General features: G+C 63.0%; 11 protein-coding genes. 1 reads left to right on the forward strand and 10 read right to left on the reverse strand.

All coding sequences use genetic code 11. The annotated features are described in order from the left end of the window. Window positions 1-34: 34 nt before the first annotated feature. The 10 genes from hemH to NKI31_RS04165 all read right to left on the reverse strand — a co-directional run bounded on the left by hemH (window position 35) and on the right by NKI31_RS04165 (window position 12,722). On the reverse strand, window positions 35-1,099 hold the full coding sequence (hemH, locus tag NKI31_RS04120) for a ferrochelatase (RefSeq protein ID WP_352650562.1): 1,065 nt from the start codon (window positions 1,097-1,099) through the stop codon (window positions 35-37). A gap of 154 nt (window positions 1,100-1,253) precedes the next feature. Then, complete coding sequence (locus NKI31_RS04125; RefSeq protein ID WP_023747138.1) at window positions 1,254-3,281, reverse strand: bifunctional metallophosphatase/5'-nucleotidase; 2,028 nt, start codon at window positions 3,279-3,281, stop codon at window positions 1,254-1,256. A gap of 197 nt (window positions 3,282-3,478) precedes the next feature. Further along, on the reverse strand, window positions 3,479-3,856 hold the full coding sequence (locus NKI31_RS04130) for an Omp10 family outer membrane lipoprotein (RefSeq protein ID WP_023683250.1): 378 nt from the start codon (window positions 3,854-3,856) through the stop codon (window positions 3,479-3,481). 188 nt (window positions 3,857-4,044) lie between these two features. Further along, entirely contained in the window at window positions 4,045-5,490 is a 1,446-nt protein-coding gene (locus tag NKI31_RS04135; RefSeq protein ID WP_023747139.1) for a homospermidine synthase, read from the reverse strand. Window positions 5,491-5,617: 127 nt separating this feature from the next. Next, a complete protein-coding gene (locus NKI31_RS04140) occupies window positions 5,618-6,856 on the reverse strand; it encodes a hypothetical protein (protein WP_023747140.1) in 1,239 nt (412 codons plus the stop codon). Between the two features lie 2 nt (window positions 6,857-6,858). After that, on the reverse strand, window positions 6,859-7,782 hold the full coding sequence (locus tag NKI31_RS04145; RefSeq protein ID WP_023747141.1) for a heme-dependent oxidative N-demethylase family protein: 924 nt from the start codon (window positions 7,780-7,782) through the stop codon (window positions 6,859-6,861). 52 nt (window positions 7,783-7,834) lie between these two features. After that, complete coding sequence (locus NKI31_RS04150) at window positions 7,835-8,497, reverse strand: aminotransferase class IV family protein (protein ID WP_031242745.1); 663 nt, start codon at window positions 8,495-8,497, stop codon at window positions 7,835-7,837. Further along, window positions 8,446-9,591, reverse strand: coding sequence for an aminodeoxychorismate synthase component I (locus NKI31_RS04155; protein ID WP_023747143.1), 1,146 nt, complete (start codon window positions 9,589-9,591; stop codon window positions 8,446-8,448). The genes NKI31_RS04150 and NKI31_RS04155 overlap by 52 nt, the downstream gene beginning before the upstream one ends. A gap of 163 nt (window positions 9,592-9,754) precedes the next feature. Then, the gene (locus tag NKI31_RS04160; protein WP_352650566.1) at window positions 9,755-10,471 is read right to left on the reverse strand and encodes a helix-hairpin-helix domain-containing protein; all 717 of its coding nucleotides are present in this window, start codon (window positions 10,469-10,471) and stop codon (window positions 9,755-9,757) included. A gap of 412 nt (window positions 10,472-10,883) precedes the next feature. Continuing rightward, on the reverse strand, window positions 10,884-12,722 hold the full coding sequence (locus tag NKI31_RS04165) for a M3 family oligoendopeptidase (protein WP_352650568.1): 1,839 nt from the start codon (window positions 12,720-12,722) through the stop codon (window positions 10,884-10,886). Window positions 12,723-12,867: 145 nt separating this feature from the next. Here NKI31_RS04165 and NKI31_RS04170 point away from each other — a divergent pair, with 145 nt between their 5' ends. Beyond that, window positions 12,868-14,406 (forward strand): sigma-54-dependent transcriptional regulator, encoded by a 1,539-nt coding sequence (locus NKI31_RS04170; protein ID WP_023671940.1) that lies wholly within the window; start codon window positions 12,868-12,870, stop codon window positions 14,404-14,406. The last annotated feature ends 167 nt before the right edge of the window (window positions 14,407-14,573 follow it).

Consider the following 14,573-nt stretch of genomic DNA (forward strand, 5'->3'; position numbering starts at 1 on the left):
AACTGCGGCGATCGATCGCCGCAACGTGGCGGCCTCAGACCCAGCCCGACAGCTCGCGCCGCACCATCGCCTCGATCACCGCCATGCCTTCTGCACTGTCGTTGAGGCACGGGATGTGGGCGAATTTCTCGCCGCCGGCGTGATGGAAGGTCTCGGCCGCCTCGCGGCCGATTTCGTCCAGCGTCTCGATGCAGTCGACGGAAAAGCCTGGGTTGACGATGGCGATCGATTTCACGCCGTCATTCGCCAGTTTCTCGACCGTCTTGTCGGTGTAGGGCTGCAGCCATTCCTGGGCGCCGAAGCGCGACTGGAAGGTGATGATCAGCTTCTTTTCATCCCACCCCAGTCGTTCACGCAACAGCCGTGTCGTCTTCTGGCAGTGGCAGTGATAGGGATCGCCCTTCTCGAAATAGGGCTTCGGGATGCCGTGATAGGAGGTGATGACCACCTCGGGCTCGAAGTCTAGCGTTGCCAGATGCCGTTCGATCGAATGGGCGAGCGCCTCGATGTAGACCGGCTCGTCATAGTAGGGCGGAACACTGCGCACGGCAGGCGCGCGGCGCATCTTCATCAAGGCGCGAAACAGCTGGTCGTTGGCGGTCGCGGTGGTGGTCGCGGAGTATTGCGGGTAGAGTGGGAACGACAGGATGCGGTCGCAGCCTTGTTCGACCAGCCTTTGAGCGACGCTCGCGGTCGAGGGGTTGCCGTAGCGCATCGCCCAGTCGACCACGACATCGGGTAGGTCGATGAGCGCTGCGGCCAGCTTTTCGCTCTGCGCGCGGGTGTAGGTGCGCAGCGGCGACTCGTTCCTCTCGCGGTTCCATATCCTGGCGTAATTGGCGCCGGACTTCTTCGGTCTGGTGGTCAGCACCAAGCCGTAGAGGATCGGATACCAGATCGCCTTGTTGAGTTCGATGACGCGCGGATCGGACAGGAATTCGCGGAGATAGCGCCACATCGGCTTGAAATCGGTACCGTCGGGCGTGCCGAGATTGACCAGCATGACGCCGATCTTGCCTGCCTTTACCGGCGGATGTCCCGCCGGCAGCAGGTCGAGCGCTTTCGCGGCTTTGGGGTCGACAGGCGTGGAAAGCGTCATGAAGGTCTCCCGACACCGCGAAACCGACGATGTCGGGCGAACCTAGCGATGCGGCGCGAGTTTTCAATGCTGCGTCTGGCCGCACCTTACCCTGAAAGCCAAAAACCGCCCGGTTTCCCGGACGGATTTTGCTGGTCGCAAGCGCGAAGCGAGGTTACTTCGCCGGAATGGTCAAGCTCGCGCCGACCGGAAGCCGGCGTGGCTCGTAGCCTTTGTTGGCCTCGGAGATCACCTTCCACTTGGCGCCGTCGCCGTAGGCCTTCTTGGCGAGATCCCAATAGGTATCGCCGGCGACGATGACATGGCTGGCTTCGGCCGGGGCGCCGTCAGCCGGCTTTGCCGGAGCAGGTGCGGCTTCGGCCGGTTTTGCCGGTTCGGCCGGAGCCGGCGTTGCCGGGGCGGTTTCCGCCGGGACAGTCGGCGGCGTGGTGGTGATGTCGCCGGAGCCTGCCGGCAATGCGGGCATCGCCGGCTCCGCCGGTGCAGCCTCGGCCGATTTTGCCGGTTCCGCTGGAGCAGGTGCCGGTTCGGCTGGTTTTGCCGGCTCGGCGGCCGGGGCAGCCGCTACGGTTGCGGCAACCTCGGTGATGCGGCCGTCGAGCTTGGGCGTGTAGGGCCGGTGCGCGGCGAGATAGTCGGCGACCACCTGTTCGAGGCCCGGGCCGTAATCATAGGCGTTCTTGGCCTTCTCGGCGAAGACCTTATAGCCGTCGCCGCCCTGGCGGACGTAATTGTTGGTGGCGACCAGATAGTCCTTGTCCGAATTGATCGGCGCCCAGGCACCGTTCTGCATCACCTCGACCGACTTGACTCGGCCGGCATTGGGCGCGACCGACTTGTCGAAGGAGTATTTGAGACCTGCCACCTGCGGGAAGCGGCCGCCGCCGTCCTCGACCTGGCTGACGCCGTTTTCCAGCCCGGCAACCAGATCCTTGCCGGAAATCTGGAAGGTCGCCAGCGTGTTCTGGAACGGCAGCACGGTCAGCACCTCGCCCATGGTGACGGTGCCCTTGTCGATCGAAGCACGCAGGCCGCCGCCATTCGAGACGACGATCTCGACGCCCTGTCCCTTGACGCGGTCGAGGATGGCGTCGGAGACGAGGTTGCCCATCGCGCATTCCTTGGTGCGGCAGCTTTCGCGGCTGCCGTCGATGGCCTCGGTGGTCTCGGCCACTTCCTTGTTCTTCAGCGCCTCGATCGGCGCGCCAAGCTCCTTGATGCGGGCAAGAACGGCCGGATCGGGAGTGATCGACTTGTCGAGGAAGATCGGGTCGCCGCTGGCTTCCTTGACGTTGCCATTGTCGTCGAACACGACCTTGAATTCGCCGAGATATTTCGAATAGGACGCGGCCTGCACGACAGGCACCTTGGAGCCGTCGGGGTTGTCGACCATCGTCGGGTAGGGGCCTTCAGCCTTCGGGTCGGTGTTGGACAGAAGCGAATGGCTGTGGCCGCCGACCACCACATCGATGCCCGGGATCTTGGCGATGACATCGCGCTCGCGCCTGTAGCCGATATGGGTGACGGCAATGATCTTGTTGACGCCTTGCGCCTTCAGCTTCTCGACCTCGGCGGTGATCGACTTGACGTCGTCCTCGATGGTAATGTTGGGGCCGGGAGAGGCGAGTTCCGGCGTGTCGTTGGTCACGGCGCCGACAATGCCGATCTTCTGGCCGCCGACCTCAAGCACAATCGACGGCTTGATCTTGCCTGCGGCGCCGGACTTGTCGTTGGGCACGACATTGGCGCTGACGATCGGGAACTTCGCCTTGTCGAGATAAGGCACCAGCGCGCTCTCGCCATCGTCGAATTCGTGGTTGCCGAGCGTCACCGCGTCGGGCTTGATCTGATTGAGGAATTCCTCCTCCGCCGTGCCCTTGTAGGTGATGTAGAACAGCGATCCCTGAAAGCTGTCGCCGGCATTGAGCAGCAGCACGTTCTGGCCTTCGAGCTTCTTGCGCTCCTGTGCGATCGCGGTGACCAGCCGGCCGGCGCCGCCGATGCACTCACCCTTGGTCTCTTCCTCGGCCGAGCAGGTTGACTCGTATTTGTTGTTGCCTTCGATGCGGCTGTGCCAATCGTTGAAATGCAGGATGTTCAACGTGTAGTCGGCAAAGGATGGTGCGGCCGACAGGCCGAGTGTCGAGGCAGAGAGGGCGGCAATGGCGGCGAGCTTCTTCATCTTCGTCTCCCGGATATGATCAAAGGCGTTTAGCGCTCTTGCCCGACTGCAGGATAACAGCCAGCATTTCGGGTATGTTCACATCGCGGTTGTGGCGATGCAAGAAGAATCAGGGCGGATAACCGGCATCGGTTTGCCGGCATAAAAAAGGCGGCGGCATCGCGCCGCCGCCATCCGCAAAGCCGCATGGGAAAGGTTCAGCCGCGCCTGGTCAGCACGAAGTTCTGCCCGGCGGAGCTGGTGCAATTCAGCTGGTTTATGGACACCAGCAGGCAGTTGAAAGCGATTGGCTGCTGCCGGATCAGCGAGGTTCCGTTGATCTCGACCGAGGTGGCGCCGGTCTTGGTGTAGCTGCCGTCAGCGAATTTCTCACCGGTCTCCGCCGAAACGGTGGTGAAGACGCCGCCGTTCAATGTCGAGACCGCCTTGCCTTCGGCGTTCAGCCATGAGCCTTCGACGCCTCGCGCCTGCGATGAGATCGGTGGCCCGTCGGAGCCGCCGGTGGTGCAGGCGGCAAGCATCGTCGCAAGAGCGCCCGCCGCGCCCGCAGAAAGAATTTTGCGCGCAATCGTCATATCAAATCCTCTCCTGACGCATCGGCCCAATCGTCAAACGACGCTTTGGAGAACACGATGTGCGTGGCCTCAAGTTTCCAGAGCCGTCCCTCGTGCGTCCAAATGGATGCACACTGCTCTCGTCCGCATCCCTTCAATCGCCCGATTTCCGGGCGATTGCAAGGCAGTGAGGCAGGGGTATGGAACCGCTATCGAACGAGGATGTTGCGGAATTGCCACGGGTCGCTTTTGTCGAGGTCCTCGGGAAACAGGCCCGGACGGTTATCGAGCGGCGTCCAGTCGGTGTAGTAGCCCTTGACCGGTCCGAGATACTGGGACTGCACTTCCAGGCAGCGCCTGTAGTCCATCTCGTCGGCCTCGACGATGCCGGCTTCCGGGTTTTCCAGCGCCCAGACCATGCCGGCGAGCACGGCCGAGGTGACCTGCATGCCGGTAGCGTTCTGGTAGGGCGCCAGCTTGCGGGCTTCGGCCAGCGACAGCTGCGAACCGTACCAGTAGGCGTTCTTGGCATGGCCGTAGAGCAGCACGCCAAGCTCGTCGACGCCGTCGACCAGTTCGTTTTCGTCAAGCACATGGTGGATCGGCTGCGGCTTGCCGGCAGCGCCGAACATTTCGTGCAGCGACAGCACGGCGTCGTTGCAGGGGTGATAGGCATAGTGGCAGGTCGGGCGGTATTGCACCTTCCCCTTCTTCGACCGCACGGTGAAGAAGTCGGCGATCGAGATCGCCTCATTGTGCGTCACCAGGAAACCGTATTGCGCGCCCGGCGTCGGGCACCAGGAGCGCACGCGGGTGTTGGCGCCGGGCTGTTCGAGATAGATCGCAGCCTTGGAGCCATGCTTGTGCTCCTTGCCGTTCTTCGGCATCCATCTCTCATGCGTGCCCCAGCCGAGCTCGGCCGGCTGCAGCCCTTCCGAGATGAAACCTTCGACCGACCAGGTGTTCCAGAACACGTTCATCGGCTTCGGCTTCTTGGTGCGCTGGGTGTCGCGCTCGGCGATGTGGATGCCCTTGACGCCGGCCTGCTTCATCAGCTTCGCCCAGCCGTCACGGTCGTCCTGCGCGGGTTCGGAAAACTCGAGGCCGAGGTCGCCCGCAAGGTTCAGCAGCGCCTGCTTGACGAACCACGAGACCATGCCCGGATTGGCGCCACAGGTCGAAACCGCGGTAGCGCCGCCGGGCTTGTCGTGCTTCTCCTTGATCAAGGCTTCGCGCAGCGCGTAGTTGGTGCGGCTGGCATTGTCGGCCTTGGCGTCGAAATAGAAGCCGAGCCACGGCTCGACGACGGTGTCGATGTAGAGCACGCCGAGCTTGCGGCAGAGCCGCATCAGGTCGACCGAGCCGGTATCGACCGACAGATTGATGCAAAAGCCCTGGCCGTCACCATTGGTCAAAAGCGGCGTCAGCAGTTTCTTGTAGTTTTTCTCGGTCACGTGCTCCTGGACGAAGGCGATGCCGCGCTCGTCGAGCAGCTTGCGGTCGGTGTCGAGCGGGTCGATGACCGTCATGCGCGACTTGTCGAATTTGAAATGGCGCTCGATCAGAGGCAGCGTTCCCCGTCCGATCGAACCAAAGCCGATCATCACGACAGGGCCGGTGATTTCACCGTAAACGGGCCAGTTTTCATTCGCCATTTTATCGAGCACTCCTTCAAGCAACGCGCCAAAACGGCCGTTCGACCGCCGCGCGACAAACCATAGATCATTGTCACAATAAAGCGAAAAGCAGGGATAAGGTTAGTTCCCGGCCGCGCAGATACGCCTACGGTTCGAGCAGTTTCGCGAATTCCGGTGTGAACAGCGCTTGTGCTTCGGAGACCGGCATTTCAACGAGATCGCCGCCGCAAGCCTGGATGACGTTGGGCAAACCTTGCAGGCCGAAGACCAGAACCTGCCTGTCGCCATCGCGCTTCAGGCTGGCGCCGAGATAGTCGCTGATCAAATCGTCGATGCCGCATTCGGCCTCGTAATCCACCTCGGTCTGGTCGCTTGGCTTCTTGCGGTTCTCCCTGACGAAGGCGGCCAGCGAGGGGCCTGGCTTGCCGTCGCCCGTATCGGAAAACATGTCCTGAAGGGTAAGCAAGGCGCCACGGCGCACGTCCATGACATAGGCGTCGGAATAGTTGTTCGGATGCGCACCGCCGCAATAGAGGCTGCCGGATTCCGACCAGCTCATCAGCTTCGGCGTCAACGACGTCACTTTGGACGTCGTGTCTTCGTAGCCGCCAAGCGAATCGTCATCCATGCCCTCCATCGGTGGTCCATCGTGGAAGCCGGCGTATTGCAGCGCCGCGCACGTCAAGGCGCTGAGGCTGTCATGCCAATGGCGGTTCTGCAGCAAGGCATTGGCGGCTTCGATCGGCGCACTGCCGGCGAGATCGACGATGCGCGGCCTGGCGAATTTGGTGCGCGGATCGGTGACATAGTTGTAGGCTGCATCCGGCCAACCTTCCTTGGCGTCTGCCTTGGGCGCGAAATCCAGCTTGATATAGTCGTAGGGCGATGCCGCCATGGTGATCGGCGCATCGTCGCCCGAGAATGTCATGTCGGTGAAATCATAGAGATCGCGTGGCGTCGTCGCCGGCGTCTCCGTCTGGGCACGGCTGGCGATCCTTGTCAGCTTCAGCGGCAGGGTCTTTTTGGCCGTCCAGGTGCCTTCCAGCGTCTTGCCCTTGTCGGCGGAACTCAACCGCCAGACGGCGCCGATGGGTGGAGCCTGGCCGTCGCCGCACTTCTTGGCATCGCAGGCTTCTTCCTCGGCCAATTGAAAGGTGGCGCCCTTGCTCGACTTCGCCTGCAGAGGAATATCGACGCCCTTGGAGCGGTAGAAATAGCGCGCCGCCTGTGCCTCTCCAGCCGTCGCCGGATCGCCGGTAAACTCGACGACGATGTCGATGTTGCCGAGCTTGCCGGCATAGGTGACGGGGTCGGCGAGCGCCGTTGCCGGCAACGCCAGCAATGCACCGAGCAATACGGCTTGCTCCAGGATTTTTCGGATCATCGTCACTCCTGAGCCATGGTTTGCAGGCGTTGCACCAGCCGGTCACGGTCTGATGTCATCCCCTTATAGTCGAGTTGAGCCTCATCCAGCGCCTGCAATTGCGCCGCGAAAGAGGCGGCAAGCGTTGCCCGGTCGGGATGCCGCGCCAGCACTTTCAGCGGGTCGAGATGGATGCGGATGGTGAACAGGATGTCGCGCGACAGAGGCAGTTTGCGCAGCGTCTGGCGCTCGACGCGGATGAAGGCGTGGGCGTTGACGTCGCCGTCGGGAAATCGCGAGGGGCGGTTGGTGGCACGGTCGATGCGCTCGACATTGGAGAGCGGATGATAGAGCGCGTCGCCGGCCTGGATCGACCAGTTGAAGCGTTCGACGGCCTGACCCTGCAGGCCGTCGAACATGCGGTTGATGAGCTCGGCCGGCCTGGTGCCCGGACCGAAGCCCGGCACCGGTGCGTGGATCTGCTGCAGCGGCCGGCCGAATTTTTCGACCAGCGACCAGGATGACGGGAAACACAGCGAGCCGGCGGCGAGCCGCCAGCCGGTGTCGTCACGGCGCATCAGGATCAGGTCTTCCTGAACGAGCAGCGACGCTGCGACCAGCGGGGCATCGGGGAAGGTGGCGTCAGAGTCGGCTTTGGCGCCAATGACCTCAACCCCGGCATTGGTGCGCCGGTACATCCCGGGAAATGTCGACAGCAGATGTGCTTCGATGAGGCCGCGCACTTCGCGCTGGGCGTCGCGCGTGCCGTCTTCCTCGACAAACACCTTGTCGGGAATTTCGGCATACAGCCGGCGCTTTTCGGCGAGATGGTCGAAGAGATACCGGTCGACCTCGATCCACTTGTCGAGTTCGAGCGGCTTCAGCCCGATGGTGAAGAGCTTTGAGGAGCCATCATAGGGCGTGTGCGTGGGCTGACGAGAATTCATGCTTCGCTAGAAAGTGTCCAATGCCGGCGGTTATTCTCGCAGCCGCTTCGTATCAGGCCAATGTTGCCGGGATCAAGCCGCGCAGAGAATTGCCGACGAACAGTGTTTTGGCGGATTTCAACTCGTCATAGCTGTAGATCGCCTCCTGGGCGCGGCCTTCGTCCAGCAACTCGGCGCGCAATACGCCAGGCAGCAGGCCGCAGTCGAGCCTGGGTGTCATCAGCATGCCATCACCGAAATCGGCGAAGACGTTGGTGATGGTGCCTTCGCAGATTTCACTGCGCTCATTTGCGAGCAACACTTCGTCGGCCTGGGTGATCAGATATTCGGAGCGGGCGTGAGTGTAGACTTGCCGCCGGCCGGTCTTGTGGCGCAGCAGCGTGTCGGTGGAGGAGAGCCGGACCCGCGCCAGTCGCAGCCGCCAGACCTTGTCGGCGGCGAGTGGCTCGTAACGCTGAACAGAAGCCGTCACCTCGCCATTGCGCTGCAGGACGAGCCGGGTGCGCAGCGCCGTCTGCTGCGCCCCGATAGTATTCGCCAGCACCTCGCCGATCCGCTGCGGATCGCAGGCAAAGCCGAGTTCTTCCGCCGAGCCGTAAAGGCGTGCGAGATGGCGTTCGAAGCGCAGAAAGCCCTGGCCGGGCTCCCAGCGCATGGTCTCGATCAGCTCGAAATCGGCGGTGTCCCCGTCGCGAAGCGCGCCTTCAGCAGACACTCCTGATACTCCTCTTGCGCCGTCGAATCGAAGACGACGCCGCCGCCGACATTGTAAACGGCCTCGCCACTGGAAAAGAGGGATATAGTGCGGATCGCCACCGAAAAGCGCATCATGCCGCCAGGCGCGATCCAGCCGATGGCGCCGCAATAGACGTCGCGCGGTGTGTCTTCCAGCTCGTGCAGGATTTCCATCGCGCGGATTTTCGGCGCGCCGGTGATCGAGCCGCAGGGAAACAGCGCGCCAAAGACTTGGCGGATGCCGAGATCAGGCAGAAGCTTCGCCCGCACACGGCTCACCATCTGATGGACGGTCGGGTAGCTCTCGATGCGGAACAGTTCCGGGACTTCCAGCGTGCCGACCTCGCTGATCAGTGAGATGTCATTGCGCAGGAGATCGACGATCATCCGGTTCTCGGCCTGGTTCTTTTCGTCGCTGCGCAAGAAGGACTTCAACCGCGCGTCCTCGGCCTTGGTCGCCCCGCGCGGTGCGGTGCCCTTCATCGGATGGGTTTCGATCATGCCTAAGGCATTGATCTCGAAGAACAGCTCGGGCGAACGCGATAAGACGATGGGATCGCCGAGCGAAATCAGTGCGCCATACTTGACCGGCTGGCGTCCTGTCAGTGCGTCGAAGGCAGCAAGCGGATCGCCCGACCATTGGGCACGGACCGGAAAGGTCAGGTTGCCTTGGTAGCAATCGCCCTTGCGGATGTGGTCGTGAAGGCGCGCGAAGCGTCTGGCGTAGTCCTGAGCGGACCAACTGGCCCTGGCGTCGAAGATGGGGCCATTGGTGGCCGGCGCATCGTTGCGCGGCACGCCCTCTTCGACCGGAGCATCGAAGACACCCAGACAAACCAGTGGCGCACGCCGGCCTTCAGGCAGCAGCGGCACGAGTTTCGGTTCGAGCAGATAGCCCGCTTCGTAGGAGAAATAGCCGGCCAGCCATTTGCCGGCATCGCTCGCCGCCTGCGCAGCCGCCAGCGCCGGCAGAAAATCCTTGGCATCATAGGCAATGATGATGTCGGCCGGGTGGTCGAAGACCAACTGACGGCCGCTTTCATCGTTGCGGAAAATGGCAGAGGGCAGGGGCATGGGGCTCGGGTACTGCGGTCGATGACGCCAGAACCGCTCTATATGGGGGCCGGGCGGCGTGCAATCGAGGGAGCGGCGTCGCAGGGCGCAAAGACAGTGGCGAATGCAAAAACAAAGACGGCGCCCGAGAGCGCCGCCTTCTGGTTATGTTGCCGATGACAGATCAGCTGTTGTTGGCGGTCCCGGCGCTCGGGAATTGGCGTGCGAACTCCTTTTCGTCGCCGGTGGCAAGCAGCTTGGCCTGCTCGACCCACTTTTCGCGGGCGATGCGGCCGTCGAAATTCAGCGTGTCCTCGATGCGCTTGACATCGGCCGCGGTCCAGCCGGCGATCTGCGCGTAGGTGGTGACGCCAAGGCCCTTGAGCAGTTTGTCGTTGACCGGGCCGATACCGATCAGGCGGCGCAGATTGTCGGCCTTCCCAGCTGCCGGGGCGGCCTTCTTCGGGACGGCGGCGGGCTTTGAAGCCGCGGCTTTGGGCGCGGCCTTGGCGGCGGCAGGTTTGCTGGCCGCTGGTTTTGCGGCCGCGGATTTGGCCGCAGCTGGTTTGGCCGCGGCGGGTTTGGCGGGGGCCGGTTTCGCGGCCCGGGCGGACTTGGCCGTTGCCGCTGTCGATACCAGCGCAGCCGGCGCCGAACTTGAAGGCTTGGCGGATGGAGCTGATGTTTCACGCAGCCGCCGTTCGAGATCGGCGCGGGTCTTGCCGCAGGCGTCGAGTTCGCCAGTCAGGCGATCGGCGTCGGCGCGCAGTCTGTCACGCTCGCTGCGGGTGCGGTCGAGATCGCCGCGCAGGCTGTCGAGTTCGCCGCGCAGCCGGCCCCAGATAAACCAGCCAACCAACACACCTACAAGGAACGCCAGGACAATGTAAAAGAAGGTCATCGTCTCTCTCCAGTCGGATCCGTCCGCCGCCGTCCCAAGTCATGACCTTGGCAGATCGGATCATCCAATGTGGTTCGGCGGCTCAGGGAACAGCCGGTCTGTCGTCGAGTGTCGGCGTTCGGCTTTCCGCCCATTGCCAACCGTCGCTGTCGCATTCGTCAGACCGCTGCCATGGGCCGGGATACTGTCCGGCCTTAAGCCGCGCGCCCGGCTGAGCTTCAGTCGGAAAGCTATCATACGGTTTCGGGAAAGCTAACGGAATTTTCGCCGGAGAGTTATTCAAGAACAGATATTTAGAACAAGAACAGAGCTGCCGTCACATGCATTCCGGCTAAACTGTTCTGCGATTCTGCAAAGTCGAGGCCGCTGCTGAACCTGCCACTCTGCGCCATCGGTCCAATGGGTGCGCGCATTAACTGTCGAGCGCTTCCAACTCGTCGATCAGGCCGCCGATCACGCCAAGCCCGATCTGCCAGAAGGCGGGGTCGGTGGCGTCGAGGCCGAAGGGCGCGAGAAGCTCCGAGTGATGCTTGGTGCCGCCGGCGCGCAACATCTCGAAATACTTATCCTGGAAGCCATGCTCAGCGTTCTGGTAGACCGCGTAGAGCGAGTTCACCAGGCAGTCGCCAAAGGCATAGGCGTAGACGTAGAAGGGGGAGTGGACGAAGTGCGGGATGTAGGTCCAGAAGACCTCATAGCCCTCGCGCAGCTTGATCGCCGGCCCCAGGCTTTCGGCCTGCACCTCGAGCCAGAACTGGCCGAGCTTGTCGGAGGTCAGTTCGCCGTTCTTGCGCTCTGCATGCACCTTGCGTTCGAACTCGTAGAAGGCGATCTGGCGCACGACCGTGTTGATCATGTCCTCGACCTTCTGGGCGAGCATCGCCTTGCGCTGGCGCTTGTCGGTGGTCTGGTCGAGCAGCGAACGGAAGGTCAGCATCTCGCCGAACACCGAGGCCGTCTCGGCCAAAGTCAGCGGCGTCGAAGCCATCAGCGCGCCCTGGCCGCCGGCCAGCACCTGATGCACGCCGTGGCCGAGTTCATGCGCCAGCGTCATCACATCGCGCGGCTTGCCCATGTAGTTGAGCAGCACGTAAGGGTGCGCCGAAGGCACGGTCGGATGGGCGAAGGCGCCGGGCGACTTGCCGGGCCTGACCGGCGCGTCGATCCAGTTGCGGTCGAAGAAGGTGCGGGCGATCTCCGCCATGTCGGGGGAAAAGCGCTGATAGGCCGATAGCACAGTGTTCCTGGCATGATCCCAAGGAATCACCGCTTGCGGCGTTTCGGGCAAGGGCGCGTTGCGGTCCCAGTGGTTCATCACCTCCATGCCCAGCCAGCGCGCCTTCATCGCGTAGTAGCGATGAGACAGGCGCGGATAGGCCTCGCGCACGGCCGATGCCAGCGCGTCGACCACGCTGCGCTCGACACGGTTGGCGAGATGGCGTGAGTCGGCGATGTCCTCGAAGCCGCGCCAGCGGTCGGAAATCTCCTTGTCCTTGGCCAGCGTGTTGGTGATCAGCGTGAAGGTGCGCAGGCTCTTGCGGAAGGTTGTGGCCAGCGCTTCGGAGGCGCGGCGGCGGACCTCCCCATCGGCGTCCTGCAGGCGGTTCAGCGCCGGCTCCAGCGTCAGTTCCTCGCCGTCTATGTCGAAACGCAGATCGGTCATCGTCTCGTCGAACAGCCGGTTCCAGGCACCGCGCCCGGTGATCGACTTCTCATGGAACAGCTGCTCGACCCGATCCTCGAGCTGGTAGGGCTTGTCCATTCTGAGGTCGAGCACCCAGGGCCGGTAATGGGCAAAGCCGGCGTCGGCGGCGAGGGCGGATTCGAGCGCCTTGTCATCGATCAGGTTCAGTTCCAGCGCGAAGAACAGAAGATGCGCGCTGGCGTCGGTCATCTTTTCCTGGATGTCGCCATAGAGCTTTGCGCGCTGCGGATCGGCGGTGTTGCCGGCATAGATCAGGCCGGCATAGGAGACGATGCGGCCGATCAGTTCCTCCAGCGCCTCATAGGCTGTCAGCGCCTCGCCAAGCCTGCCGGCGCTTCCGCGCCCGGCCTCCGCAGCCAGTGTGCCCTTCCAGCGGTTCTCGAAGGCGACGGCGTCGGCCGCCGCCTTGGCAAGGTCACGCTTCAGTTCGGGCGCTTCCATGCCGGAATAGAGGTCGGCGAGATTCCATTCCGGCAGGTCGCCGAGTTCCGCCGCGCCCTGACCGGACGCTACCGCCGCAAGCTGCCGACCGAGAATCCTGCTCATCAACAATTACCTTCTGGAATCAAGGGGAAAGGACAAGCCGGTCAAATCCTAAGGAATTCGTTCACCGGGTTTTTTGAAACCTTGTTTAGAACCCTGTGCCAAGATGATCCATGGGAATTTCCCAGGCGGGCAACTCAAATCAGTCATGACAGGTTCCATTCTTATAGTCGATGACGATCCCGTGCAGCGCCGGCTGCTCGAGGCGGCGGTGACGAAATTCGGCCACAGCGCCATCGTTGCCGATGGCGGCGAGGCCGGTCTGAGCGCGCTTGACGGACCCAATGCGAGGGATATTTCGGCAGTCATCCTCGACCTTGTCATGCCGGGCCTCGACGGCATCGGCGTGCTGAAGGCGATGCGCGAGCGCGGCATCACTGTTCCCGTCATCGTGCAGACTGCGCAGGGCGGCATCGAAACGGTGGTTTCGGCGATGCGCCACGGCGCCTTCGATTTTGTCGTCAAGCCGGCGTCTCCCGACCGGCTGCAGACCGCGGTCGGCAACGCGCTCAAGGTCGAGGCGGTCGAGGACGAGGTCAAGCGCACGTCGCGGCGTCGCGGCGGCCACCTGACCTTCAAGGACATGATCACGCACAGCCCGGCGATGGACCGGGTGATCCGCCTCGGCCAGAAGGCTGCGGCCTCCAACATCCCGATCCTGATCGAGGGCGAATCGGGCGTCGGCAAGGAATTGGTGGCGCGCGCCATCCAGGGCAGCGGCGAACGCCGCACAAAGCCGTTCGTCACCGTCAATTGCGGCGCCATCCCCGACAATCTGGTCGAATCGATCCTGTTCGGTCACGAAAAAGGTTCGTTCACCGGCGCCACCGAAAAGCACACCGGCAAGTTCGTCGAGGCGCATTCGGGCACCCTGTTCCTGGATGAGATCGGCGACCTGCCGCTCGACGTGCAGGTCAAGCTGTTGCGCGCCGTGCAGGATGGCGAGGTCGATCCGGTCGGCGGCCGTTCCACCGTCAGGGTCGACATCAGGCTGATCTCGGCCACGCACCGCAACCTTCTGCAGCAGGTCAAGGACGGCAAGTTTCGCGAGGACCTGTTCTACCGGCTCAACGTTTACCCGATCGTCGTGCCGCCGCTGCGCGACCGCCGCGACGACATCCCCTATCTGGTCAAGCATTTCATGGACAAGGTGGCGCCGGCGGGCAATCGCCTGCACGGCATCTCGGATGCCGCACTGGCCATGCTGCAGGCCTATGATTGGCCGGGAAACATCAGGCAGCTGGAAAACGCCGTGTTCAGGGCCTCGGTGCTTGCCGAAGGCGATGTGCTCACGACTGACGAATTTCCGCAGATCCGGGCGCAGGTCGACGGCACCGTCAATCTCGACGCCGATGCGTCCTTGTCGGACCCCGGCATGGCCTTGAGCACCGGATCGCAAGGCGATGGCGCGCAGACTGATGATGCCGGTACTGCAGCTGCCGAGCTCGCCCCTCCGGCCAGGTTGCTTCAGCGTTTCGGCACATTGAGGGCGCTGGACGAGCGTGGCAATGTGCGTGCGCTGGCCGATGTCGAACTCGAAATGATCAAGCTCGCCATCGACCATTACAACGGCCAGATGAGCGAGGTCGCACGGCGTCTCGGCATCGGCCGCTCGACGCTCTACCGCAAGCTCAAGGAATACGGCATCGACCCGGAAACCGGCCGCCTCGACCGCCTTGCCTCCTGAACGCCGAATTCCACAGCTTGCCAACGCAAGGCCGGGACCAGCTTGCCATGCCACATCCGGCGCTGCATAAGGGTTGGGGCGGGAATATGGCTGATGCGGACAGCGTTGTTCACGCATTAAGGCCAGCGGTAACAGATCGTGTAGCGGGAAAAGGCTGAATCTTGATC

It is taken from the genome of Mesorhizobium sp. M0659 (assembly GCF_040320605.1).
Taxonomy (GTDB): Bacteria; Pseudomonadota; Alphaproteobacteria; order Rhizobiales; family Rhizobiaceae; genus Mesorhizobium.